General features: G+C 36.4%; 21 protein-coding genes and 1 tRNA gene. 13 read left to right on the forward strand and 9 right to left on the reverse strand.

From position 1 onward, the window contains the following. Positions 1-4: 4 nt before the first annotated feature. The 3 genes from ACFSQJ_RS16450 to hutH form a co-directional block, all read right to left on the reverse strand. Positions 5-2,023 (reverse strand): urocanate hydratase, encoded by a 2,019-nt coding sequence (locus ACFSQJ_RS16450; protein WP_377768054.1) that lies wholly within the window; start codon positions 2,021-2,023, stop codon positions 5-7. A gap of 103 nt (positions 2,024-2,126) precedes the next feature. After that, on the reverse strand, positions 2,127-3,350 hold the full coding sequence (hutI, locus tag ACFSQJ_RS16455) for an imidazolonepropionase (protein ID WP_377768055.1): 1,224 nt from the start codon (positions 3,348-3,350) through the stop codon (positions 2,127-2,129). 1 nt (position 3,351) lies between these two features. Next, the gene (gene hutH / locus ACFSQJ_RS16460; RefSeq protein ID WP_377768056.1) at positions 3,352-4,929 is read right to left on the reverse strand and encodes a histidine ammonia-lyase; all 1,578 of its coding nucleotides are present in this window, start codon (positions 4,927-4,929) and stop codon (positions 3,352-3,354) included. Between the two features lie 89 nt (positions 4,930-5,018). On the opposite strand from hutH, the gene ACFSQJ_RS16465 reads away from it, so the two are divergent. Together ACFSQJ_RS16465 and ACFSQJ_RS16470 are read left to right on the forward strand one after the other, a co-directional pair. After that, complete coding sequence (locus ACFSQJ_RS16465; protein ID WP_377768057.1) at positions 5,019-5,903, forward strand: LysR family transcriptional regulator; 885 nt, start codon at positions 5,019-5,021, stop codon at positions 5,901-5,903. 7 nt (positions 5,904-5,910) lie between these two features. Then, complete coding sequence (locus ACFSQJ_RS16470) at positions 5,911-6,465, forward strand: nitroreductase family protein (RefSeq protein ID WP_377768058.1); 555 nt, start codon at positions 5,911-5,913, stop codon at positions 6,463-6,465. Here the strand turns inward: ACFSQJ_RS16470 and ACFSQJ_RS16475 are convergent. Beyond that, positions 6,462-6,974 (reverse strand): DUF456 domain-containing protein, encoded by a 513-nt coding sequence (locus tag ACFSQJ_RS16475; protein WP_377768059.1) that lies wholly within the window; start codon positions 6,972-6,974, stop codon positions 6,462-6,464. The two genes, ACFSQJ_RS16470 and ACFSQJ_RS16475, sit on opposite strands and share 4 nt — an antisense overlap. 181 nt (positions 6,975-7,155) lie before the next feature. On the opposite strand from ACFSQJ_RS16475, the gene ACFSQJ_RS16480 reads away from it, so the two are divergent. The 10 genes from ACFSQJ_RS16480 (at position 7,156) to ACFSQJ_RS16525 (ending at position 14,918) form a co-directional block, all read left to right on the forward strand. Next, on the forward strand, positions 7,156-7,512 hold the full coding sequence (locus tag ACFSQJ_RS16480; protein WP_377768060.1) for a BlaI/MecI/CopY family transcriptional regulator: 357 nt from the start codon (positions 7,156-7,158) through the stop codon (positions 7,510-7,512). Between the two features lie 106 nt (positions 7,513-7,618). Then, positions 7,619-9,424, forward strand: coding sequence for a TonB family protein (locus tag ACFSQJ_RS16485; protein ID WP_377768061.1), 1,806 nt, complete (start codon positions 7,619-7,621; stop codon positions 9,422-9,424). Between the two features lies 1 nt (position 9,425). Next, entirely contained in the window at positions 9,426-10,565 is a 1,140-nt protein-coding gene (locus ACFSQJ_RS16490; RefSeq protein WP_377768062.1) for a tetratricopeptide repeat protein, read from the forward strand. A gap of 44 nt (positions 10,566-10,609) precedes the next feature. After that, the gene (locus ACFSQJ_RS16495) at positions 10,610-11,089 is read left to right on the forward strand and encodes a hypothetical protein (protein WP_377768063.1); all 480 of its coding nucleotides are present in this window, start codon (positions 10,610-10,612) and stop codon (positions 11,087-11,089) included. 1 nt (position 11,090) lies between these two features. Beyond that, on the forward strand, positions 11,091-11,642 hold the full coding sequence (ruvC, locus tag ACFSQJ_RS16500) for a crossover junction endodeoxyribonuclease RuvC (protein ID WP_377768064.1): 552 nt from the start codon (positions 11,091-11,093) through the stop codon (positions 11,640-11,642). Next, entirely contained in the window at positions 11,642-12,775 is a 1,134-nt protein-coding gene (gene hemW / locus ACFSQJ_RS16505; protein WP_377768065.1) for a radical SAM family heme chaperone HemW, read from the forward strand. Before ruvC ends, hemW begins: the two co-directional genes overlap by 1 nt. Then, positions 12,775-13,524, forward strand: coding sequence for a cyclase family protein (locus ACFSQJ_RS16510; RefSeq protein ID WP_377768066.1), 750 nt, complete (start codon positions 12,775-12,777; stop codon positions 13,522-13,524). Before hemW ends, ACFSQJ_RS16510 begins: the two co-directional genes overlap by 1 nt. A gap of 11 nt (positions 13,525-13,535) precedes the next feature. Next, positions 13,536-14,162: a DUF4230 domain-containing protein gene (locus ACFSQJ_RS16515; protein WP_377768067.1), complete on the forward strand. Its 627-nt coding sequence runs from the start codon at positions 13,536-13,538 to the stop codon at positions 14,160-14,162. A 72-nt stretch (positions 14,163-14,234) separates the two neighbouring features. Further along, positions 14,235-14,558, forward strand: a complete 324-nt coding sequence (locus ACFSQJ_RS16520; RefSeq protein WP_377768068.1) for a Dabb family protein — start codon at positions 14,235-14,237, stop codon at positions 14,556-14,558. Between the two features lie 3 nt (positions 14,559-14,561). Beyond that, positions 14,562-14,918, forward strand: a complete 357-nt coding sequence (locus ACFSQJ_RS16525; RefSeq protein ID WP_377768069.1) for an MmcQ/YjbR family DNA-binding protein — start codon at positions 14,562-14,564, stop codon at positions 14,916-14,918. Positions 14,919-15,281: 363 nt separating this feature from the next. On the opposite strand, the gene ACFSQJ_RS16530 is transcribed toward ACFSQJ_RS16525, so the two are convergent. The 5 genes from ACFSQJ_RS16530 to ACFSQJ_RS16550 all read right to left on the reverse strand — a co-directional run bounded on the left by ACFSQJ_RS16530 (position 15,282) and on the right by ACFSQJ_RS16550 (position 22,089). After that, positions 15,282-16,385, reverse strand: coding sequence for a DUF4407 domain-containing protein (locus ACFSQJ_RS16530; protein ID WP_377768070.1), 1,104 nt, complete (start codon positions 16,383-16,385; stop codon positions 15,282-15,284). Positions 16,386-16,528: 143 nt separating this feature from the next. Then, entirely contained in the window at positions 16,529-18,943 is a 2,415-nt protein-coding gene (locus tag ACFSQJ_RS16535) for a M56 family metallopeptidase (protein ID WP_377768071.1), read from the reverse strand. Positions 18,944-18,945: 2 nt separating this feature from the next. Next, positions 18,946-19,311 carry a BlaI/MecI/CopY family transcriptional regulator gene (locus ACFSQJ_RS16540; RefSeq protein ID WP_377768072.1) on the reverse strand — a complete coding sequence of 122 codons (366 nt, stop codon included), beginning with the start codon at positions 19,309-19,311 and terminating at the stop codon, positions 18,946-18,948. Between the two features lie 124 nt (positions 19,312-19,435). Beyond that, complete coding sequence (locus ACFSQJ_RS16545) at positions 19,436-20,677, reverse strand: DoxX family protein (protein ID WP_377768073.1); 1,242 nt, start codon at positions 20,675-20,677, stop codon at positions 19,436-19,438. 23 nt (positions 20,678-20,700) lie between these two features. After that, the gene (locus ACFSQJ_RS16550; RefSeq protein ID WP_377768074.1) at positions 20,701-22,089 is read right to left on the reverse strand and encodes a dipeptidase; all 1,389 of its coding nucleotides are present in this window, start codon (positions 22,087-22,089) and stop codon (positions 20,701-20,703) included. 183 nt (positions 22,090-22,272) lie between these two features. On the opposite strand from ACFSQJ_RS16550, the gene ACFSQJ_RS16555 reads away from it, so the two are divergent. Then, positions 22,273-22,354 (forward strand) — tRNA-Leu (locus ACFSQJ_RS16555). Positions 22,355-22,507: the final 153 nt, after the last annotated feature.

A 22,507-nucleotide genomic window follows, 5' to 3' on the forward strand; every position in this document is an offset into this window, starting at 1 on the left:
AACTTTAAAAAAGGTTTTCTAGTAAATCCTCATTTACCAAATTAGGTAAGGTAATTTTTAGTTCAGGTGTGCGTTCCATTTCACGTTTTATAGCAAAAAGTGCTTCGTCATTTCTTGCCCAACTTCTTCTAGATATGCCATTATTTACATCGTAAAAAAGCATATTCTTCAATCTTTTACTTGCCTCTTTTGAACCATCTAACAACAGCCCGAAACCGCCATTGATTACTTCGCCCCAACCAACTCCGCCACCATTGTGTATGGATACCCAGGTGGCCCCTCTAAAACTATCCCCAATAACATTATGCATTGCCATATCTGCCGTGAACTTACTCCCATCGTAAATATTGCTAGTTTCTCTAAACGGGGAGTCGGTGCCGCTAACATCATGATGGTCACGACCTAAAACTACTGGAGCAGAAATTTTACCGTTTTCAATAGCTTGGTTAAAAGCTTCGGCAATTTTTATTCGGCCCTCTGCATCCGCATATAAAATTCGTGCTTGCGAACCAACGACCAATTTATTTTGTTCGGCTTCCCTTATCCAAGTAATGTTATCCTGCATTTGCTGCTGAATTTCTATAGGAGCATTTGCTTTAATTTCTTCCATTACTTTGAGCGCTATAGCATCAGTTTTTTGCAAATCTTCAGGGTTGCCAGATGTGCAAACCCAACGGAACGGACCGAACCCATAATCGAAACACATAGGGCCTAAAATATCTTGAACATAAGAAGGATACTTGAAATCGATATTGTTTTTGGCCATTACATCGCCGCCAGCTCTTGAAGATTCTAAAAGAAAAGCATTACCGTAATCAAAAAAATAGGTACCCTTTTCACTATGTCTGTTGATTGCGTTTACCTGCCTGCGTAAAGAAGCCTGTACTTTCTCTTTATAAACTTCCGGGTTTTCTACCATCATTTGATTAGCTTCTTCAAATGAGAGTTCAACCGGATAATAACCCCCAGCCCATGGGTTGTGCAATGATGTTTGATCGGATCCTAGATGAACATAAATATCTTCTTCATAAAATTGCTCCCAAACCTCTACTACATTACCAATAAAAGCGATAGAAACAACCTCATTTTTATGAATTGCCGTTCGGGTTCTTTTAACTAGTTCGTCTATGTCGGATATGAGTTCATCTACCCATCCTTGCTCGTGTCTTTTGGTTGCAGCCGCGGGATTTACTTCTGCACAAACCGTTATGCATCCTGCTATGTTTCCTGCTTTTGGCTGTGCTCCGCTCATACCTCCCAATCCTGCCGTCAAGAAAACCTTTCCGTTAGGGGAATCCCCTTGGTCCAACACTTTTCTAAAAGCGTTCATTACGGTAATTGCAGTTCCGTGAACGATACCTTGTGGCCCAATATACATGTATGAGCCGGCTGTCATTTGGCCATATTGCGTAACACCTAGGGCATTATATTTTTCCCAATCGTCAGGTTTTGAGTAATTGGGAATCATCATACCGTTCGTTACTACTACTCTTGGCGCCTCTTTTGATGAGGGAAAAAGCCCCATCGGATGACCAGAATACATATGCAAAGTTTGTTCACTAGTCATTTCTGCAAGGTATTTCATGGTCAAAAGATATTGCGCCCAGTTTTGAAAAACACCGCCATTTCCGCCATAGGTAATTAATTCCTCAGGATGCTGGGCAACAGCAGGGTCTAGATTATTCTGAATCATTAGCATAATTGCTGCTCCCTCGTTTGTATGAGCTGGGTATTCATTCAACGGCCTTGCATAAATCGTATAATCTGGCTTAAAACGATGCATGTAAATTCTACCAAATTCTTTTAATTCTTGTGCAAATTCTATTGCTAATTCTTGGTGCCAGGTCTTAGGGAAATAACGCAGTGCATTTTTAATGGCCAGTTTTTTTTCTTCTACTGATAAAATCTCTTTTCGCTTGGGTGCGGGATTTCCATTTTTAGGATAAACTTTCTTTTCAGGAAGTTGTTTAGGGATTCCTTGAAGAATAGCCTCCTTAAATGAAAGTATTGTTGATTTATTCATTTTGTATCAATTTCTAACTTTACTCAAACTTGAGTTCAATATTTTTTGTTAAACTTCGACAGGCTCAATTTGACAAGTTTTTGAATTCTATTTTACCTAATACCTACTGTTTCACCCCATTTTTCCAGACTCCATTGGGTTTTAGTTGCCCTTGGTGGTAGGTTATTTCTTGATAATCATCCGTAGGGAAACTTATAAAATCGGCAACTTTTCCTTTTTCTAAAGTCCCACGGTCTGATAATTCTAGTGCTGCTGCAGCTCTAAAGGTGATTCCTGCTAAAACTTCGGCATTTGAGAGTTTTTCAAAAGTTCCAAGAATCGCTGCTTGACTTAATAAATCACCCATTGGGGCAGAGCCGGGGTTGTGGTCGCTGGCAATGGCTAAAGCCCCGCCGGCATCCAGAATCTTGCGTGCAGGAGTAAAATCGCAACCTAGACCTAGAGATGCCCCAGGAAGCGCTACAGCAATGGTGTTGCTTTTTGCCAATAATTCAATCTCTTTTTGAGTGCTCGCTTCCAAATGGTCAGCACTAACTGCATTGTAGTGCACTGCGGTTTCACTTCCACCCGTGGAGAACTGATCGGCATGAACCGTAATACTAAAACCCATAGCTCTTGCTTTTCTGAAGTAAGGGGCTATTTCTAACGAAGAAAAGGCACTTTCTTCAATGAAAGCATCAATTCTGTTGGTAAGCTTTTCTGATTTTAAAATGGGAAATAATTTTGAACTTATTTCATCTAAATAGGCCGACGCGGAGCCTACCCAATCTTTGGGTTTCATATGTGCTGCAAGGCACGTACTTATAAGATCAGTTTCTATTTTAGAACTAGCTTCTTTAATAGCATAAAGCATTTTTAACTCTTCGTCCACCGAAAGGCCATAGCCACTTTTTATTTCTATTGTGGTTGTACCAGATTTTAAATGATTTTGAGCCCGCTCAATGATTCCATCAACCAATTCTGCTTGCGTCGCTCTTCGGGTTTTGGTAACCGTGTCCCAAATTCCTCCGCCAGTTTTAGCAATTTCTAAATAAGATTTGCCCGAATTCCGTAGGGCATAATCGTTCGCCCTAGAGCCCGCAAAGCAAATGTGGGTGTGCGCATCGATTAATCCTGGTATACAAACGCTTTTACCATGAACATGTTCTATTTGAACATCCTCTGATTTTAAATCAGTAAACTTTCCGATACCACTTATTTTTCCATCTGATATTAGGACCCCTGCATTTTCGATAACTAAAAGTGCTTCATCTTCAATTGCTCCCTTTAAGGGAATATTAGCCAAGGTGAGTAACTGCGAAAATGGGCCTATTAAGGTTTTTTTCATATCAAAAAGTTTCAAATTCTTTAAGATGTTCGGTATCCCAATTCAAATTGTTTTTAGTCATAGTATCTTCAACAAGTTGGGTTAGATCTTCGTTTTTGATTATTTCGATGGCTATTTCAATGTCATCGGAAAATACGCGGTCTTTGTCAGCAAAGCTGACCTTTGTTCTTACAAATTGATGAATTTTATCCAATAAAACACCAGATTTTAATGGTTTTCTAAATTCGAATGCCTGCGCAGCGGTCAATAATTCAATGGCCAATATTTTTTCAACGTTTTCTAAAACTTGTAAAGCTTTTCGACCACTGATCGAACCCATGCTCACATGATCTTCTTGCCCTAAAGAGGTAGGTATACTGTCTGCACTGGCAGGAAAACATAAACTTTTGTTTTCGCTTGCCAAAGCTGCGGTGGTGTATTGTAAGATCATGTATCCGGAGTTAATTCCGGTATCATCCATTAATAATTTGGGCACTCCCGGACTATTTCCTTCGAGGGCCAAATAGATTCTTCTATCGGATATATTTCCTATCTCAGAAGCAGCGAGGGTAGCATAATCTAAAACCATTGCTATGGGTTGTCCGTGAAAATTACCCCCGCTTATCGTCAATTCATTGTTGATGATTACCGGGTTATCGGTGACAGAATTTAATTCGATTTCGATCAATTCTTTGAGATGAAACCAAGTGTTTCTAGAGGCGCCATGTACTTGAGGGATGCAACGCAGCGAGTAAGGGTCTTGAACACGTTCACAATCAATATGGTCTTCTAAAATTTCAGAACCTTTGAGTAGCGTTCTGATCCTTCCTGCAACATGTTGATTGCCTTTAAAAGGTCTTAGTTCATGCAATTCTTTAAAAAAGGGTTTTATGGAACCTTGTAAACCTTCTATCATCATGGCGCCTATAATATCTGCGTGTTGTAGATAGGAGCTTAACTTTTCAACTACTAGAACTCCATGGGCAAGAATAAACTGTGTTCCATTTATAAGGGCCAAGCCTTCTTTGGGGCCCAATTCTAAAGGTTTAAGACCGGTTTTGTCAAAAAGCGCAGTGGTTTCTATTTCGTTTCCTTCAAAATAAACTTTTCCTAAGCCGATCAATGGTAAAAACAAATGGGATAAAGGCGCTAAATCCCCAGATGCGCCTACCGAACCCTGTGAGGGAACAACAGGGATTGCATCATTATCTATATGCCATAAAATTCGTTCCAGGGTTTTCAGTTGTATGCCAGAATAACCCTTTGAAAGAGCATGTATCTTTAATATCAACATGAGTTTTGCCAGCTCTTTTGAGATTGGTTTGCCTACACCTACACTATGACTTTTTAAAATATTGGTTTGAAGAATTTTGGTTTCCGATTTAGAAATCTTGGTGGTACAAAGAGGTCCAAAACCGGTATTTATACCATAAACGGGCTCGTTCTTTTCAACGATGTCAGCTACGATTTGTGCACTTTTTTTAATTCTTTCTTTTGTATCTGTGGATAGAATTCCCTTGGTCTGGTTTCTTGAAATGGAAAGAACGGTGCTTACTGTCAGTTTTTCTTCACCAAATTGAAATTTGTTCAATTGCTTCATTATTGATTTAGGATTGCTTTTGTTGTTTTATAAAAGTAAAAGCTATATTTGATAATTACCAATACTATTTTTAATACTATTTAATAAGTATGAGTTATCAAATTGAATTGAGACACTTTAGTTACTTTTTAGCTGTTGCAGAAGAATTGCATTACAGAAAAGCTGCAGAAAAACTATTTATTTCTCAACCCGGGCTAAGTACCCAAATCAAACAAATGGAGGAAATTTTGAGCGTAAAATTGTTCGAAAGGGATAAAAAGAAGGTAAGTCTCACTGCTGCTGGCACTTTTTTGAAGGGAGAAGTTGAGTTTATCATGAATCATTTAAGTCAAATCAAAAGGCATTTAAAACTTATTGATGAAGGTCATTTAGGTGAAATTAGAATTGGCTTTTTAGGCTCTGCAATGCAAAAGGTAATACCAAACCTGTTATTGAATTTAAAACATAAATCTCCCGAAGTTCATACAAGTTTAGAAGAACTTTCTAACCATGCGCAAATAAATGCTTTACAAAAAGATAAGTTGGATATTGGTTTTGTGCGTTTGGCAAGAGTGCCAAATGGTTTGCAGATCAAACCCGTTTTCGAAGACACCTTTTCTTTGGTGGTGCCCATAGATTTTCATATCGACCAGTCAAATTTTAAGGGAATACACCAAATGGCCGAAGAAGACTTTATTCTATTTTCACAAGATTATAGTTCATTGTATTATGATACGGTTATGGGTATATGTGAAGATGCTGGTTTTACACCAAAGGTTTCGCACAAGTCGGTACATGCCCTTACTATTTTTAAGTTAGTAGAGAATAGGTTGGGAATATCAATTGTACCAACCGCTTTACAGTATGGTTTTAAAATGAACGTGAAGTTTATTGAGCTCAAGAAAATCAAACAAAAAGCGATACTCTCGGTGGCATGGAAAGCTGATAATCGAAATCCAGTATTACGCCAATGCTTAAATTTGTTGTTAAACTAAAAGAACTATGATTTTTGAACTTATCAAAAAAAGGAGAAGTGTTTTTCCGGTTCAGTATAATGACAAACCAATTGCAAAAGAAAGCATAGAAAAGTTACTTGAAGCAGCGAATTGGGCGCCCAATCATAAGAAGACGGAGCCTTGGCGGTTTAAAGTTATGATGGGCGATTCGAAGGCGGAACTAGGACTATTTTTGGCAAAAAAGTATCAAGAGACCGATGCAAGACCTAAGCAAATAAAGATTAAGAAACTTACCGAAAACCCTAAGAAAGCTGGAGCTATTATTGCTGTCTGTATGCAGCGTGACCCAAATGAGAGTTTGCCTGAATGGGAAGAAATTGCGGCAACTGCCATGGCGGTACAGAACATGTGGTTGGCTGCCACCGAAATGGGTATTGGTAGTTATTGGAGTTCACCCGGACTCATAAAATATATGGACAAGTTCTTTGATTTAAACGAAGGCGAAAAATGTCTAGGTTTTTTCTATCTGGGATATTCCGATGATGAACTAAATGAAGGTACGCGACAACCAATAACAGAAAAGGTAGCCTGGCTCGATTAACTGAAGGTGAATAGCTCTGGACCGTATTCTATGGCTTTCCAGATAAAAATACCTAGGTAGATTACGGCAATTACGAACTTCATAAAAGTTCCTGTTAAAAACCCTAAAAAAGAACCAAAAGCAGCTTTTAAAGCCGTTTTCTGGTCTGCTTTATTGGCCAATTCTCCAACCAAAGCACCAACAAAGGGCCAAATGATGATTCCGAAAGGACCTAGAACTGGGAAAAATATAGCGACCAATAACCCCACAACGGTGCCAAACATACCGGCTTTGCTTCCGCCAAATTTTTTTGTACCTACCGCAGGTATTATATAATCCAGAACAAAAACGGCGATTGCCACAACTAGCGTTATACCCAATAACCACCAATCATCTGGTATTGCTTTGGTCAAATAAAGTAAAAGCAGCCCTACCCAACTAATAGGTGGACCGGGAAGCACAGGCAAAAAACTACCCAAAATACCAACGAGCATTAAAATGAACCCAATAACAAGAAGAACGATATCCATAGTATGATTTCTGTCTATTAGACAAAGTTACGTCGGTTTTGTTACATAGATCAGCTAATTTTCAACTAAAAAATTAGTTTAAACTAAATAGTTAGTTATATTTGTTTTATAGTTGAACTAAAAACTTAGTTTTAAATAGTTTCACACTTAGCTTGTCGAAGTGTATAAATCATAATCTTATATGAAACAACTCACAAAAGCAGAAGAAGAAGTAATGCAGTTACTTTGGCAATTAGAAAAGGCCAATGTGGCTGCCTTAGTAGCAGAACTCCCAGAACCAAAACCTGCATACAATACGGTTTCTACTATTGTTCGTATTCTAGAGGATAAAGGTTTTGTGGGCCACGATAAAGTGGGTAAGGGGCATGTATATTTTCCACTTATTAAGAAATCAGAATATAGTAATCAGTCAATCAACAAATTGGTCGACGGATACTTTCAAGGTTCTTTTAAAAGTATGGTATCTTTTTTTATGAAAAAGAATGATGTTAGTGTAGGTGAATTGGAGGACATCCTTAAAAAGATAAAAGAAGAATAATGTCATTTCGAATTGAACGCCGTTAGTATGGGAATTATAGATTCTTAGATTCCTCTTCGTTCCGATAACTATCGGGACTCAATCGGAATGACAAAAATAAAATAGCATGATTCAGTACATCTTAGAAATAATAGCATTTCAATTACTCTTTTTAGTAGTCTATGACTTGTTTTTAAAAAGAGAAACCTTTTTTCAGTGGAATCGTTTTTACCTTATGGGTACTTTTTTAGTAGCTATAGTTTTACCATGGATTAAGATTGAAGCTTTTAAAACGACCGTTTCTCAAGAATTTGTAGGTTATCCTATGTTGTTTTGGCAATTGGATGGCATAGCCGTAACACCAGCGGAAGAAGAAACCAGTTGGTTGGCATCACTCCCAACAGAATATATAGTTTTTGGTATAGGTGCTTTGCTTTCTGCATTATGGTTTGGCTATAAACTCTTTCAGATTTATAGGCTTAAAGAGAACGGTACCATTCGCTATTATAAAGACTTTACTAAAGTTGTAGTTAAAAAAAGCGAATTGGCTTTTTCCTTCTTTAAAAATATCTTCTTAGGGGAACAAATTAAAAAAGAAAACGAAGCTAATATCGTTGCGCATGAGTTGGTACATATTAAACAATGGCATTCGCTTGACCTGCTCTTTTTTGAAATTATGCGAATTGCCTTTTGGTTCAATCCCTTGGTCTATGTATATCAAAACCGAGTATCGGAATTACACGAGTTTATAGCAGATTCTATTGTAGCTAAAACAAATAAAAAGGAACAGTATCAACTGCTTTTGGCAGAAGCTTTCCAGACCCAAAACATCAGTTTTGTGAATCAATTTTTTAAAAGATCATTAATCAAAAAACGAATAATCATGTTAAGTAAAACAAAGTCTAAAAAGGTTTATCAGTTTAAGTATTTGTTATTGGTACCCCTTGTTTTGGGCATGTTGCTTTATACTTCTTGTGAGGAGGAATTGCCTTTGGATAATAGAGAGGTTCTAATAGCTAGTAGTAATGATGATGCGGGATTAATAGCTTCGATAGAAGATGAGTTAGAGGGTAAAAGCATAGAAGAAATTATAAGGTCGGCTTATATTTTAGGAAACGAGGGAGAGATTAAAGATAAGTTACTTTCAAAAGAGGACTTTTTTAGAAGAATGATTTCTTTAAGGCTGGCTATAAATAAAGTTTATGAGAAAAGTAAAATGGAACGAAAGGTTGATATTCCATACCCATCAACAGAAAAGTACAATAGCTATGTTAATAGAGAAATAGCTTTTAAGCAATTGGATAAAAATTTAAAGGTTTCTATTAATCCTAATGATTTTTCTGTGCGCCTTGTTCAGAAAGACGATAAAAATTTAGGGCCTGGAGAGTTTATGAAAGTTGGTTCAGTAAAAGATTTAACTGGGCAAGAGATAAGAAAGATAAATCGCACTTTAGAAAGTATTAAGGGAAGTAAAAGTTTTCTGTTTTTATCTGACGATAATAGTTCATTTTTAATAGCCAGCGTTAAAAATGCTAATAAAGTTATTTCATCTGAGGAACAAACAATTTCGCAGACTACCTATTCAGAATCTATACCCTTTGAGGCTGTAGATGAGGTTCCAATTTTTCCTGGCTGCGAAAATGCTACTGATAAAAAGGAATGTTTCCAAGAAAAAATGGTTGAACACATTAAAAAGCATTTTAACTACCCAAAAGAAGCACAAGATATGGGTGTTCAAGGGCGTGTAAGTTTGGTATTTATAATTTCAACAGACGGTAGTATAAAAAACATTAGAAAAAGAGGCCCGCATGAATTATTGGAAAATGAAGCAGTTCGTATTATTGAACGTCTACCACCAATACAACCTGGCAAACAAGACGGGCAAGCTGTGGAGGTGCCTTTTTCTATTCCAATAACTTTTAAGCTCAACTGATTTGAACAAATACCTTTATTTGTTGACTGCACTAATGGTTTTCAAAGCCGAGGCGCAGTCTTCGACTTCTTCCGTCGCAGATAGCCTTTATCTTTTAGGAAATTATACCGCTGCCATCAATGCTTATGCTGGGATAGGCGATGAGAATTCCAATCTTCAAATAGCAAGAGCTTATAATGCCATTGGCGATAAAGAAAAAGCGATTTTACAATACCAAGATATTCTCAAAAAGAATAACGAGCATGTTTTGGCAAAGTTTGAATTAGGGAAGCTCTATGATAAAACCAAAAAGTACAAAGAAGCAATAAAACTATTTCAAGAACTGGCAATGCCCGAGAGTACAAATCCGGAATTTTATTATTATTTGGGGAAGTCTCATCAATCGAATTTAGACTATGACAAAGGAAATAGTGCACTTAAAAAAGTTATTGAACTGGATAGTACTCACCTAAGGAGTATTTACCTATTGGGTAAATACTATGTAGGAGTAGAAGAACCGGCAAATGCTATGGAAATTATTGATTTAGGGTTAAAAACCGCTCCAAATGATGTCGCTCTTATAAATCTTAAAGCTTTGGCAAATTTTGATGCTGGATATTATGAAAAGGCAGCACCACTTTTTGCGCGACTAGTAGAATTAGGTGAGAAGAAACCTTTTGTTTACAAGAAATTAGGCTATTCTTATGCAAATCGATGGAAGTATGAAGAAGCGAAAAAGGCCTATAGAAAACTAGGTGAAATGGTTAATTATGAAGCGGACGCCTACGAAGGTTTAGGGCAGGTTTATCTTTTAGAAAAAGAGTTGGATAGCGCCGAGATCTACTTTTTAAAATCAATAGATGAACGACGGTATATTTTTGACAATGAATATCGAAGTTTAGGGCGCATTGCTCGTTTAAAAGGGCAACTCAAAAAATCTTTGGATTATTATACGAAAGCTTGGGAAGAGGATAAAGTGAATCAATTTAATTATTGGCAGGTTTGCATTTTGGCAGATGAGTATTATAAAGACCCTAAAATAAAACTCAGACATTATGAAAAGTTGTTATCAGACTTTGATAACGTGTACCCCTTTTTAAAAGAACGTGCCAAAAAACGTATCACGGAGTTAAAGGAGGAAATCCATTTTAACTCCGAATGAATTAGCCAAAAAATTGTAATTTCAGCCAAATTCTAAGGGCTCTTATGCGTAAGTTTTGGTGCTTATATCTTCTCGCTGTTTTAACTTCTTGCAACTATTTTCAATCGCAAGAAAAACAGACCGACCAATTGATTAACGATAAATTGTTGGCAATTGATTGGAACGATGTGGATGCCTATCCACTGTTTGAGAATTGTGATGAGAGCGCAAACAAGCAGGTGCAGAAAGAATGTTTTCAAGAAACCATGTTAAATTACTTCTCTTCGGCGTTTGATGATGTAGAATTTGAAGTTGAAAACGATATCAACGATACCCTCTACATAGATTTTTTAATAGATGAACATGGTTTTATGACCGTGTTGGAAATACAGGAAAAAGATAGTATTAAAAAGGCAGTTCCAGAATTAACTACAGAACTGTCACAGCGATTAAATAACTTAACAACGGTAGCTCCCGCTTTAAAGCGGGGCACTCCGGTAAGTATTAAGTTTAGACTACCAATCGTGCTAAACACCACAAACTAATTTGGCCAACGAGAAAATCATATTAGGCATAGACCCAGGAACGACTATAATGGGTTTTGGTATCATTAAGGTGGTAAATAAGAAGATGGAGTTTATTCAAATGAATGAACTGCTTCTTAAGAAATATGATGATCCTTATACCAAACTCAAACTTATCTTTGAGCGAACCATAGAACTAATAGACACCTATCACCCAGACGAAATAGCTATAGAGGCTCCCTTTTTTGGTAAAAATGTACAATCTATGCTAAAGTTAGGCAGAGCCCAAGGCGTTGCAATGGCTGCTGGCTTATCAAGGCAAATACCTATTACAGAATATCTTCCCAAGAAAATAAAAATGGCTATTACCGGAAACGGAAATGCAAGTAAGGAGCAAGTTGCCAAAATGCTTCAAGGGATGTTGGGCTTAAAAACTCTACCTAAGAACCTAGATAGTACAGATGGCTTAGCGGCTGCAGTTTGCCACTTTTATAATGAGGGGCGCATTAAAGTTGGTAAATCATACACAGGGTGGAGTGCTTATATCAAAGATAATCCTAAGAAATTAGGATAATGGCAGGCATTTATATTCATATCCCCTTTTGTAAACAAGCTTGTCACTATTGTGATTTCCATTTTTCTACCCAGATGGGTAAAAAGGAAACTATGATAAACGCACTATCAAAGGAAATTGCACTCCGAAAAAGTGAATTTGAGAATGAAACGGTAGAAACGATTTATTTCGGAGGTGGAACGCCATCGGTGCTTGAGGTTTCTGAGATTGAAAAATTAGTAGCTGCTGTTTATGACAATTACAGAGTAATCGATAAACCGGAAATTACCTTGGAGGCTAATCCTGATGATTTATCGGAAGATAAAATAGTTTCATTTTCAGAAAGTCCAATCAATAGACTGAGTATTGGAGTACAGTCTTTTTTTGAGGAAGATCTAAAACTGATGAATAGGGCTCACAATGCAAATGAGGCAGAACAATGCATACAACAGGCAAAGAAGCACTTTCAAAATATTTCTATTGATTTAATCTACGGAATGCCAAACATGACCAACGAGCGTTGGAAGGAAAATATAGACAAGGCCATTTCATTTCAAATTCCACATATTTCAAGTTATGCACTTACTGTAGAGCCAAAAACGGCATTGGCCAATTTCGTGAAAAAAGGACTGGTAAAACCGGTAGAAGATGAGGTCGCCCAAGAGCATTTTCATATTCTGAACAATACCTTGACTGAAGCGGGGTACAGTTGTTATGAGATTTCCAATTTTGGAAAACCGGGATATTTTTCTAAGAACAATTCCGCCTATTGGCAGCAGAAAAAATATATAGGTATAGGACCATCGGCACATTCATTTGACGGAATTCGAAGAGGGTGGAATATCAATAACAATCCAAAATATATTAAGGCTATAACAAACGGCGAGTTACCTATGGAAGAGGAAGTATTATCCAAAACCGATAAGTATAATGAATACATAATGACAGGTTTAAGAACAATTTGGGGGGTTTCTTTATTAAAAGTAGTAGAAGAATTCGGCAATAAATACAAGGAATATCTTTTACAACAGGCAGATAAATATATAGAACAACACTTATTGTATTTAGATGATGATACCTTATTGGCTACAAAAAAGGGGAAGTTTTTAGCAGACGGAATTGCAAGTGATTTGTTTATGCTAAATTTGAAATAATGCTAGCTGCCATTCAATACCGGTCAAAAAACTATAAAATAGATTTAACCAAACCCTTGGATATTTCTATCGCGATGACCGGCAACGAATCTAATGTAAATGCATGGTATTTAGGTCATCCTAAAATTGAACCACATGAAGAGGATGGGTTTATAGGTAAAGTTTCAGAAGGCGCTTCGGTGAATTTCAATAATATTTGGTTTAACCCCCATTCTCACGTAACCCATACAGAGTGTGCTGGTCATATCACTAAAGACTTTTATTCCATCAATAAAAACCTAAAAACATTTTTCTTTTTAACAGAGCTTATTACTGTTGCACCAGAAAAATTTAGAGATGATTTTGTAATCTCTAAAAAGCAATTGCGTTATGCTTTAGGAAACAAAAAACGCGAAGCTTTAGTCATTAGAACCTTGCCTAACTTGAGTAATAAAAAAACGAAGCAATACTCAAATTCCAATCCGCCTTATTTGTTGGAGGAGGCTGCTGTTTATCTTAGAGAAAAGGGAATAAAACATCTTTTGATCGACCTTCCATCCGTTGATAAGGAAAAAGACGATGGGGCTTTGGTATGTCATAATGCTTTTTGGAATACAAATGGAAAAATCAGGTTAGAAGCTACCATAACAGAATTTATTTTTGTGGAGAATAATATTGAAGATGGGGCTTATTTTTTAAACCTTCAGGTAGCTCCATTTGAAAATGATGCTAGCCCAAGTAGGCCAGTATTATACAAAATAATAGATTAGTATATTTAACCATGGAGAGTATTGTAGAGGCATTATTAGGACTGGTACTTGGAGCAATACTTATGTATTGGCTCTATGGAATGTTTACGAAGAAAAAGAGACGTGAACTTACTGAACATCAGTCTACAGTAATACTCGATAGAATAAAAAGTGTTTGCAAATTGGTTTCTGTTGAGGGTGATTTCGCCGAAATCTATCGCTATGAAAATATCAAAGATGGCTTTATGAGCATTTTAAGTAGTAAGAAAAAAGCCCTTGTCGTAATCAATGCAAAAGCTCAAATTGGGTATGACCTGAAGAAATTAAGAATGACTGCGGATAATGAGCGAAAAAGAATTGTTCTTACCGAATTTCCTGAGCCAGAAATTTTATCTATTGAGCCCGATATTCAGTTTTACGATGTAAAAAACGGCCTTTTTAATTCGTTTTCACCAGATGATTTGACCAAGTTGAATCAAAACGCCAAAGAACACATTCGAGAGAAGATTCCGGAAAGCGGACTGATTGATACAGCAAAAAAGGAGGCATTACAAGCCGTACTTTTAATCGAGAACATCGTCGAAACCATAGGTTGGAAGTTAGACTACACAGCCTTAGAAATTAGTAATAGAGAGAAACAATTCTTAGAAAATAAATAAATGAAAAAAATAATTTGTACTTTATTAGTTATTGCATGTTACACCACTTCTTGTAACCAAAACAACACAACAATGAAAACTTTTGACCCGGCATTTGCCCACACTGTTTATTTCTGGTTTAACAATCCTGATAGTCAAGATGATAAAGATAGGTTTGAAGCTTCACTTCAAAAGTTTTTGAATAACTCTAAATATGCAAAAACAAATTTTATAGGCACACCACCAATGGCAACTCGAGAAGTGGTCGACGGTTCTTTTACCTATTCTTTAATCGTAACTTTTGAGTCTGCCGAAGCTCAGCAGCTATATCAAGAAGAAGAAGCGCATTTAGTATTCATTGAAGAGTGCAAAGATTTATGGGCTAAGGTTATCGTTTATGATTCGAATGGAATTTAGGGAATGAATATTGAAGAGTTCAGAAATTATTGTATAGCCAAAAAGGGAGTGACAGAAGATTTCCCTTTTGATGAGTACACCCTAGTGTTCAAAGTAATGGGCAAAATGTTTGCCTTGGCGTCTTTAGAACGTTTGCCACCCCAAGCCAACTTAAAATGTGATCCAGAGAAAGCAGTTGCCTTAAGGGAAGAATACGATGGCCTTATTATCCCAGGATATCACATGAGCAAAAAACATTGGAATACAATTTTTTTAGAACAGCTTCCTCCTAATTTTATAAAACAGCAAATAAACCATTCTTACGATTTGGTTGTTGCTGGTCTTGTTAAAAAGCTCAAAAAAGAATTGATTAACCTCTGAAGTTATTTACTTATTATTTTTTGAATAGGAATGTTTTAAGCTCTAAGCCTGTTGTAGGTAATCGGTAAAACATGATGTTAATCTAAATCTATCTATTTAAATATCATGTTGTTATCTTTTTAATCATTCAATCAAAGTAATTGGTCTATACTTTTTATTTACCGGTCTATACATTAAAAAGTTGCCGGGTTATCCCCAATAGTTTTGTAGTAAACAAATAAAATTAAAAATGGAAGATTATAAAATTGTAAAACATTACTTAGCCTTTGTAAAGGAAAATAATAATGAGAGTGATTACGAGATTTGTGATTTATTTGTAAATGATACAGAACTAATTTTAGATTATCATATGAGTATGTAGCGTTAGCTAAGGCCTTTAACTTGAGTATTGTGAAATGAGTTTGCTTGCAGTCTCATTAATTCTTCAGCCTTTTCTTTTTTATATCGGTACAGTTCTTCTTCGGATTTTATGTCCTCATAAATTTGCTGATTCATTACCGCATCTGTAGACATCAGCAATTTTCGTTGCGCTACTTTTTGAGTAACCCATGTTGCTACAACACTTTCTTGTTCTTCAAGCTTATAATCGTATTCACCTTTTGGGGCTAAAAGCTTGGCGATAATTGGTGCAGTTTCAATTGCAAGGAATAATAAGAATATAAAAAACGAAGGTAGCCAAGGGAGTTTGTTTAAAGCATTTATTCGAGCCATAAGTCCGTCAAAACCATCTATCACCGGTTGTGAATTAGAAACCGCTTTATCGTAATCTGTATTTAGCCCTGCAATTTGATTTTCAATAACGGCTATCTTTTTAGCATTGCTTTGTTTTAATTGTTGTAGTTCTGCCAAGTAGGCATCGTGTTTTTCTCGCTTTTCTGCATAGACCGGGCCTTTGCCCAATAATTTTGTTCCTGCAGTACCTTCGGCTTCAGCAATGTAAGTATCGTATAGGGCATTGGTTTCTGCTTCTTTTTGGGCAACTTCATTTTTTAGGTTGGCAATATCCCGATTTAAACTTTCTATAATAGGCGTATACTGCAAGGCCAACTGTTCCTTATTTTCTAAAGTCATGGCGTTTTTTTCTTCCAGAAGTACTTGATTTATTTCCTTTTCAAAGATTTTCATCTCTAAAGGTTTAGAGATGACGATTGCTATTATAATAGCAAGAACAATTCTCGGTGCCGCTTGTAGCAGTTCGCTTTTAAAACTGTCTCTTTTTTTAATGGTGGAGACAATATAGCGGTCTAAATTAAAAATAAGCAGGCCCCAAATAAGCCCGAAGAAAATAGAGGTATATATATTGTCAAAAACAGTGTAGAGGGCATAGCCGCTGGCTATAAATGCCATTATGGCCGTAAAAAAAACGGTGGCACCTATACCTGCATATTTATTGCGTTCGCCATTTGAGCAAGTTTCTAGAATATCCGTATCGGCTCCAGAACAGAAGATGAAGAATTTTTGTAACATGATAGTGTTCGTTTTGGTTTGATTCTTGGCCCGTGCTTAGGCCAAGTTGTATATTAGAACGCAAGCAATCTGAATTTGTTACACAAAAAGCCTTCGAAATGAAGGCTTTAACAGTGATTTGTGATTTTAATATATCTAGGATTTTAAACTTTTTTCCAGAGATAGACCTTTGGTTTTCCACTTTTAGACCCCACGTTATTTACGCGATCAATATGTTCATTTTGAGTCAGCCATAATGCTTTTTCAACAGAAATAGGTTGGTCATTATAGAAAAACAAGGCTTCTTTTTCTATCATTTCAGTTAAATCAATAACAGAATTTGGATTGGTATTTTTATTGTAATTATGATAGGAAACTTTGCTTAAATCTGTCAGAACTATTGCGTACTCATCCTCAGAATAATCTTCAGTGGTTACTTGTATAGATTTGTTGTTTTTTAAAAGTTCATGGGCTTTTACAGAGGTAATCTTTTCGCCGTTAAAATAGAATGTCGGAGACTTTTCTTGCTCTCTTACCAATGTCCTTCCTTTTTTATCAACTTGTTCCCCTTTTTTATTAAAATAGCTGGTGGTTCCGTTTTTAGTACTATAAAAAAGCTCTTTACCATTTACTTTAATATTGCCGGTTTCCAGGTTTGTACCAGAGGATTTCTTTTGTGATAATGGTTTTGTGTATATCCTTACTTCTGGAGTTTTAGAAGTGTATGGAAAAGTTTCTACCCGGTTATAGATTTTTTTTGCGATTATTGATAACGCTTTCTTTGAGCTGATATGCTTGTTATCTAAATAAAAATGAGCATTCTTTTTTTCAAGTTCACGTGCATACTTTAAAAGTTCGCTCTCTTTTTTTGTAACTGCACCTATATTAATAGGTTCTTTAGATATTCTTACTTGTGGTCTTTTAGAGTTGCTGTTTGTAGTTGAAATGTTCAGGTCTTGACGCTTTTTAAAAAGTTCTATGGCTTTGTCAGAAGAGATTTCTTTCCCTTCAAAAAAGAAAACAGCTCCTTCTTTGGCCATCGCGATGATATGGTCTAATGGCTCGATAGGTTCAGGCGGTAGTGGTGGAGTCGGAATCGTACTTGCTTTGCCATTCATGACTGTTGGGCTTAGTGGTTTTGGAATTGTGGTGGCTCCTCCATTTGATACTCCAATACTTTTAGTTGGTGACGGAGGGTTGGGAATATTAGGGTGATTTGGTGCTGGTGGTGGCTCTGGAAAATCTGGAAAAGGCTCAGCATCTGCCTTTTGTTTGTCAGACATTATGCTATAAATATATTTGAGCTGCTCCACATCTTTCATTAGAATTCGCATGTTATCGCTGTCCATTTCATTATACTTTCTCGCTAAAGCATTGTATGTAGCCATTTGCTCCCTCGAAGCTCCTTTTTGGATGTTTTTAGGTAAACATTCTGGGAAAGGCTGAGCCTTTTCTTTTTGCTCACTGCTCATTTTACGATAGATGGACTCCAAGATTTTTAAATCCCCTAAAGGAATTACTCTATTTTCAATAGAAATAGCATTGTATTTCTCTGCTAGACTATTGAATTCTGAAACCTCTTTTTTACTTGCCCCTTCTGCATTTAAAATATTTACCTGAAGTTGATTCACATGGTCCAATTCTTTTTTGATGTTTTTTCCCACATCAGGATTTGTCCTTTGAATAGTTTTGGTCTCACTAAACCCATATAGCATTATAGTTAAGAGAGGAAGAAGTAAAATACTGCGCAGTAGAATTGCTTTTTTTGATGTTCGTGTTTTCATGACTTTAAATCGTTTTTTGATTGATGAATAATTAATGGCATTTGCCATCCCGATAGCTATCGAAACGGACTGATATTTATGTAGACTATCCTGTGATAAATAGGATAATAGCGTATTTTGATAGTTACTGGTTGAAACATTTTTTGCGATAACAGCACTATCTGCTAAAAATTCGTGATTAAGTTTAATGCTCTTTTTAAAGAAATAAAGTAGTGGATTAAACCATAGAATAACCTGCAGTAATTCTATGAAAACCACATCGAAACTGTGCCTTTGTTTGGCATGAATTTCTTCATGCAGTAGCACTTCTTTAGGGATAGTATTGGTTTCAAATTTTTCTTTATTCAAAAAAATATATTTGAAAAACGTATGTGGTGGAAGTTGCTCTAATAACAATACTTTAATACTAAAACCTTGCTTTACTTTGGTATTTCTACGAATTCTATTTAATATTTGAAAAAGGTTTCGTAAAAAACGAATTCCAAAAATTAGAGCGCCAATACCATAAATTGTCCATGCAAGTAATGGCCAATTTACCACATCAATATCTCTTGCAGGTGATTCGATTAAAGCTGAGGTTGAAGTTTCTATAAATGAATTGGCACTGGTGTAAGTGGTCACAACAGGTTCTACATACTCGATGAATACTAATCCTGGAATTATTAACGAGGCTATCAATGCCAGCATCAGATAAAACCTTTTAAAGACATGCATGTTTTCTTTCTCAAGAAGTAGTTTGTAGAACAGCAGAAAAATTGCCATGCAGGCCGCCGATTTAATAATATAGATAAGCATGATTATTTCTTTTTAATTTCATTATCGATAAGGGCCTTTAAGGCTTCCAATTCATCTTTGCTTAAATCGGTTGATTGGGTGAAAAATGAAGCAAATTGACTCGGACTATCATTAAAAAAGTTTTTAATAAGTCCGTTTACATGTTTAGAGAAGTAATCCTTCTTTTTAACCAATGGATAATATTCTCTTGAACGACCGAAACTTTTATAGGCCACAAAACCTTTGTCGGCCATTCTTTTAAGTAAGGTCGCCACTGTAGTAGTCGCTGGCTTTGGTTCTGCATAGGCATCTAATAAATCTTTCATGAAGGCCTTCTTCTGCTTCCATAGAATATTCATAAGTTCCTCTTCGGTTTTCGATAACTGCATTCTCTACAAGATTAGAATTAACTCTACAAACATAGAATAAATATTTAAATTCTACAAGTGTAGAGTAAAAAAATGGAATAAGAAAGACTTTATTTGTTGCTAAATGGCTAAGAAGCTAGAAAATTTATCGGTTGAAAGGCCTTTCATTAATCCAGTTGAAACCTCTAGAATAAAGCAATAAGCTATCCAGGTTCTTTCGTTTCAAGATGATTTCATGATTGTACAAATAAATTTCGCCATTTAGTTTTAAAGTTTCAGAATTTAAAAGCTCATAGGTGAAATTTGGAGTCTCGTTTCTTTCTCCTGGGGCATAAAGTGCTGCTTTTTTACTAATGGAGTCAGGTTTAAAAGTGTAATTGTATTTTTTGTCATCCATCATTTTTATGGTTGCCCTATCCTTACGGTCAATAATTAGATAGCGCCACTGATTTTTATCGGTTACCAAGCGAGGTAAGGTATCGTTTTCTTTTATGAAATGGGTAACCTCCCAAATACCATATAGATATGGTTTTTTGCTGTTTTTACTTTTATCATTACCATAACCCCTCATTAAAAACAAACCGATCAGCACGATAGTTAACGTTAGTTTTGTCCAGAAAATGACCCTGTGATACGTTTTATCATTTATTGGGTTAAAGAATTCATAAGCTTCGGTCGGTTTGTTATTTATAAAGACATTAATAAACCTTTTGATATCGGTACTAAAAATAAACAATGCCATAAGGGTTAGGTGTACCGAAAATATCTTGACTGGAATATCGAACATAAAGTTCATAACAGCTACATGGATCATTACACCCATCGTTACAAAAGCCCCCAAGGTGGATGTTCTTCGAGGTATTAAGAGAAGGCCACCGGTAATTTCCATAATACCCATAAAAAGATTGAAGCCTTTTGAGTATCCCAAATATGTCCAGGCTAAGCCCATGGGTGAAAATTCTCCCAACGGTTGCATCATTCGGGTAAGCGAAGGGTAAGGAAATTGCAACTGTATCACCTTTACAAAGCCATAGGTAAACATAAAGAATATGAGGAAGATTCTTAAGACTACAATAAACCAATACATCAGTTGATTGTAACTCTTGCGCTTACTGTCTAACACAATCCATAAAAGGGCAATCACTATTGCCAGAATAAAGTTCATGAAAAGGGTAGCATAGGCATAGGTATTGTCACCACTACCATAACCACTTGCTTCGTAACTATAATTAATGCCAAGTAAACCGCCAAACCATCTGGTAGGGCCTTTCACAAAACCACTAAAAAACATTAAAAAGATATAAAGCACGAAGTAGGAGAATACAAATTTGAAAAATGCTTTTTTAGCAGATCCCCATTGCGCTTTATATTCTTGACTTATTAGCATACTCCTTTTAGAAGTTTTTTAGCTTATTTAGAAAGCTCGGTAAAATATTTATAGAAATAAGGAATGGTCTCAATGCCTTTTAGGTAGTTCCAAACTCCAAAATGTTCGTTTGGCGAATGAATGGCATCACTATCTAACCCAAAGCCCATTAGAATAGTTTTACTTTCTAAAACCTGCTCAAAAAGTGCAACAATAGGAATGCTTCCACCGGTTCGCTCGGGAATAGGGGTTTTACCAAAAGTGGTCTCATAGGCCTTAGCCGCAGCTTTATAGCCAAGGCTATCCATATTGGTCACATAAGGCAGGCCACCGTGGTGCGGTGTGACCTTTACCTTAACACCTTTTGGAGCAATAGACTCAAAATGCGCGGTAAATAATTCCGTAATTTCGTCAGGGTCTTGATGAGGTACCAATCGCATTGAAATTTTTGCATAGGCCTTGCTAGCTATCACGGTTTTTGCACCTTCACCTGTGTAGCCTCCCCAAATTCCGTTTACATCTAAAGTAGGTCGTATAGAATAACGTTCTGAGGTGGTATATCCAGCTTCGCCCTGAACATCTGCTATATCCAAGGTTTTTTTATAATCCTCTAAATTAAATGGCGCTTTTGCCATTTCAGCTCGTTCCTCCGCTGAAACTTCCGCTACTTTATCATAAAAGTTTTTAATGGTGATATGATTATTCTCATCATGTAAAGAGGCAATCATTTTGTTCAGTACGTTTATCGGATTAGGTACGGCACCGCCATAAATGCCTGAATGTAGGTCACGATTTGGTCCTGTCACTTCAACTTCAACATAGCTTAGACCACGAAGGCCCGTGGTAATGGATGGCACATCGTTAGCAATCATTCCCGTATCGGAAATAAGGATAATGTCGTTGGATAATTTTTCCTTATGATCTTCTAAGAATTCTGCTAAGCTATCGCTGCCAACCTCTTCTTCTCCCTCAATCATAAATTTCACATTACAGGGCAGCTCATTATTTCTTATCATAAATTCTGCGGCTTTTACATGCATATACATTTGCCCCTTATCGTCACAAGAGCCGCGAGCGAAAATTGCACCTTCTGGGTGAAGTTCGGTCTTTTTAATTACAGGTTCGAACGGAGGAGAATCCCATAAATCAACTGGGTCTGGTGGTTGTACATCATAATGGCCATATACTAAAACCGTTGGTAAATTCTTATCGATAATCTTTTCACCATAAACAACAGGGTATCCTTTGGTTTCGCAAATCTCAGTGCTATCGCAACCGGCTTCTTGTAACGATTTTTCAACAAATTTTGCAGCTGCAATTACATCTTTGGTATATGCAGTGTCAGCACTAATTGATGGAATTTTTAAGAGTTCAACTAGCTCATTTAGAAATCTTTCCTTGTTTTCGGTGATGTAATTTTTTATTTGACCCATGTATTTTTTTATCGGAAGCTAAAATTACAAAAAGAAGTTTTTAAATATTGCTATCTCACAATTCGAAAATTGATTTATATTTGCATCCCGATTATTATGGGACTATTGCGGGCGTGGTGGAATTGGTAGACACGCTAGACTTAGGATTTAACCAAGTATAGGTTCTTAAAATATTGTTAAAATGCGGGCGTGGTGGAATTGGTAGACACGCTTGACTTAGGATCAAGTGCCTCACGGTGTGAAGGTTCGAGTCCTTTCGCCCGCACAAAAGCCGAGGAGAAATCCTCGGCTTTTTTATTTTTAACAAGGGAATTTCTTCAAGATTTTAAGCCTTGGGTACAACATAGGTACAACATTTAAGTATTTTAAGAACTTCATTTGTATTGATAATGATTACTTCCATTTAATCTCAAACCTT

Origin of the sequence: Croceitalea marina (assembly GCF_042684265.1) — a bacterium.
Classification (GTDB): Bacteria; Bacteroidota; Bacteroidia; order Flavobacteriales; family Flavobacteriaceae; genus Croceitalea; species Croceitalea marina.

What these genes read in the sequence shown, in the direction of transcription:
- ACFSQJ_RS16465 (WP_377768057.1), top strand. Translation starts at nt 5,019, where the DNA reads ATGAGTTATCAAATTGAATTGAGACACTTTAGTTACTTTTTAGCTGTT.
- ACFSQJ_RS16510 (WP_377768066.1), top strand. Translation starts at nt 12,775, where the DNA reads ATGCTAGCTGCCATTCAATACCGGTCAAAAAACTATAAAATAGATTTA.
- ACFSQJ_RS16495 (WP_377768063.1), top strand. Translation starts at nt 10,610, where the DNA reads ATGCGTAAGTTTTGGTGCTTATATCTTCTCGCTGTTTTAACTTCTTGC.
- ACFSQJ_RS16520 (WP_377768068.1), top strand. Translation starts at nt 14,235, where the DNA reads ATGAAAACTTTTGACCCGGCATTTGCCCACACTGTTTATTTCTGGTTT.
- ACFSQJ_RS16475 (WP_377768059.1), bottom strand. Translation starts at nt 6,974, where the DNA reads ATGGATATCGTTCTTCTTGTTATTGGGTTCATTTTAATGCTCGTTGGT.
- hutH (WP_377768056.1), bottom strand. Translation starts at nt 4,929, where the DNA reads ATGAAGCAATTGAACAAATTTCAATTTGGTGAAGAAAAACTGACAGTA.
- ACFSQJ_RS16540 (WP_377768072.1), bottom strand. Translation starts at nt 19,311, where the DNA reads ATGCAGTTATCGAAAACCGAAGAGGAACTTATGAATATTCTATGGAAG.
- ACFSQJ_RS16545 (WP_377768073.1), bottom strand. Translation starts at nt 20,677, where the DNA reads ATGCTAATAAGTCAAGAATATAAAGCGCAATGGGGATCTGCTAAAAAA.
- ACFSQJ_RS16450 (WP_377768054.1), bottom strand. Translation starts at nt 2,023, where the DNA reads ATGAATAAATCAACAATACTTTCATTTAAGGAGGCTATTCTTCAAGGA.
- hutI (WP_377768055.1), bottom strand. Translation starts at nt 3,350, where the DNA reads ATGAAAAAAACCTTAATAGGCCCATTTTCGCAGTTACTCACCTTGGCT.
- ACFSQJ_RS16525 (WP_377768069.1), top strand. Translation starts at nt 14,562, where the DNA reads ATGAATATTGAAGAGTTCAGAAATTATTGTATAGCCAAAAAGGGAGTG.
- ACFSQJ_RS16550 (WP_377768074.1), bottom strand. Translation starts at nt 22,089, where the DNA reads ATGGGTCAAATAAAAAATTACATCACCGAAAACAAGGAAAGATTTCTA.
- ACFSQJ_RS16480 (WP_377768060.1), top strand. Translation starts at nt 7,156, where the DNA reads ATGAAACAACTCACAAAAGCAGAAGAAGAAGTAATGCAGTTACTTTGG.
- hemW (WP_377768065.1), top strand. Translation starts at nt 11,642, where the DNA reads ATGGCAGGCATTTATATTCATATCCCCTTTTGTAAACAAGCTTGTCAC.
- ACFSQJ_RS16470 (WP_377768058.1), top strand. Translation starts at nt 5,911, where the DNA reads ATGATTTTTGAACTTATCAAAAAAAGGAGAAGTGTTTTTCCGGTTCAG.
- ACFSQJ_RS16535 (WP_377768071.1), bottom strand. Translation starts at nt 18,943, where the DNA reads ATGCTTATCTATATTATTAAATCGGCGGCCTGCATGGCAATTTTTCTG.
- ACFSQJ_RS16515 (WP_377768067.1), top strand. Translation starts at nt 13,536, where the DNA reads ATGGAGAGTATTGTAGAGGCATTATTAGGACTGGTACTTGGAGCAATA.
- ACFSQJ_RS16485 (WP_377768061.1), top strand. Translation starts at nt 7,619, where the DNA reads ATGATTCAGTACATCTTAGAAATAATAGCATTTCAATTACTCTTTTTA.
- ACFSQJ_RS16530 (WP_377768070.1), bottom strand. Translation starts at nt 16,385, where the DNA reads ATGTTACAAAAATTCTTCATCTTCTGTTCTGGAGCCGATACGGATATT.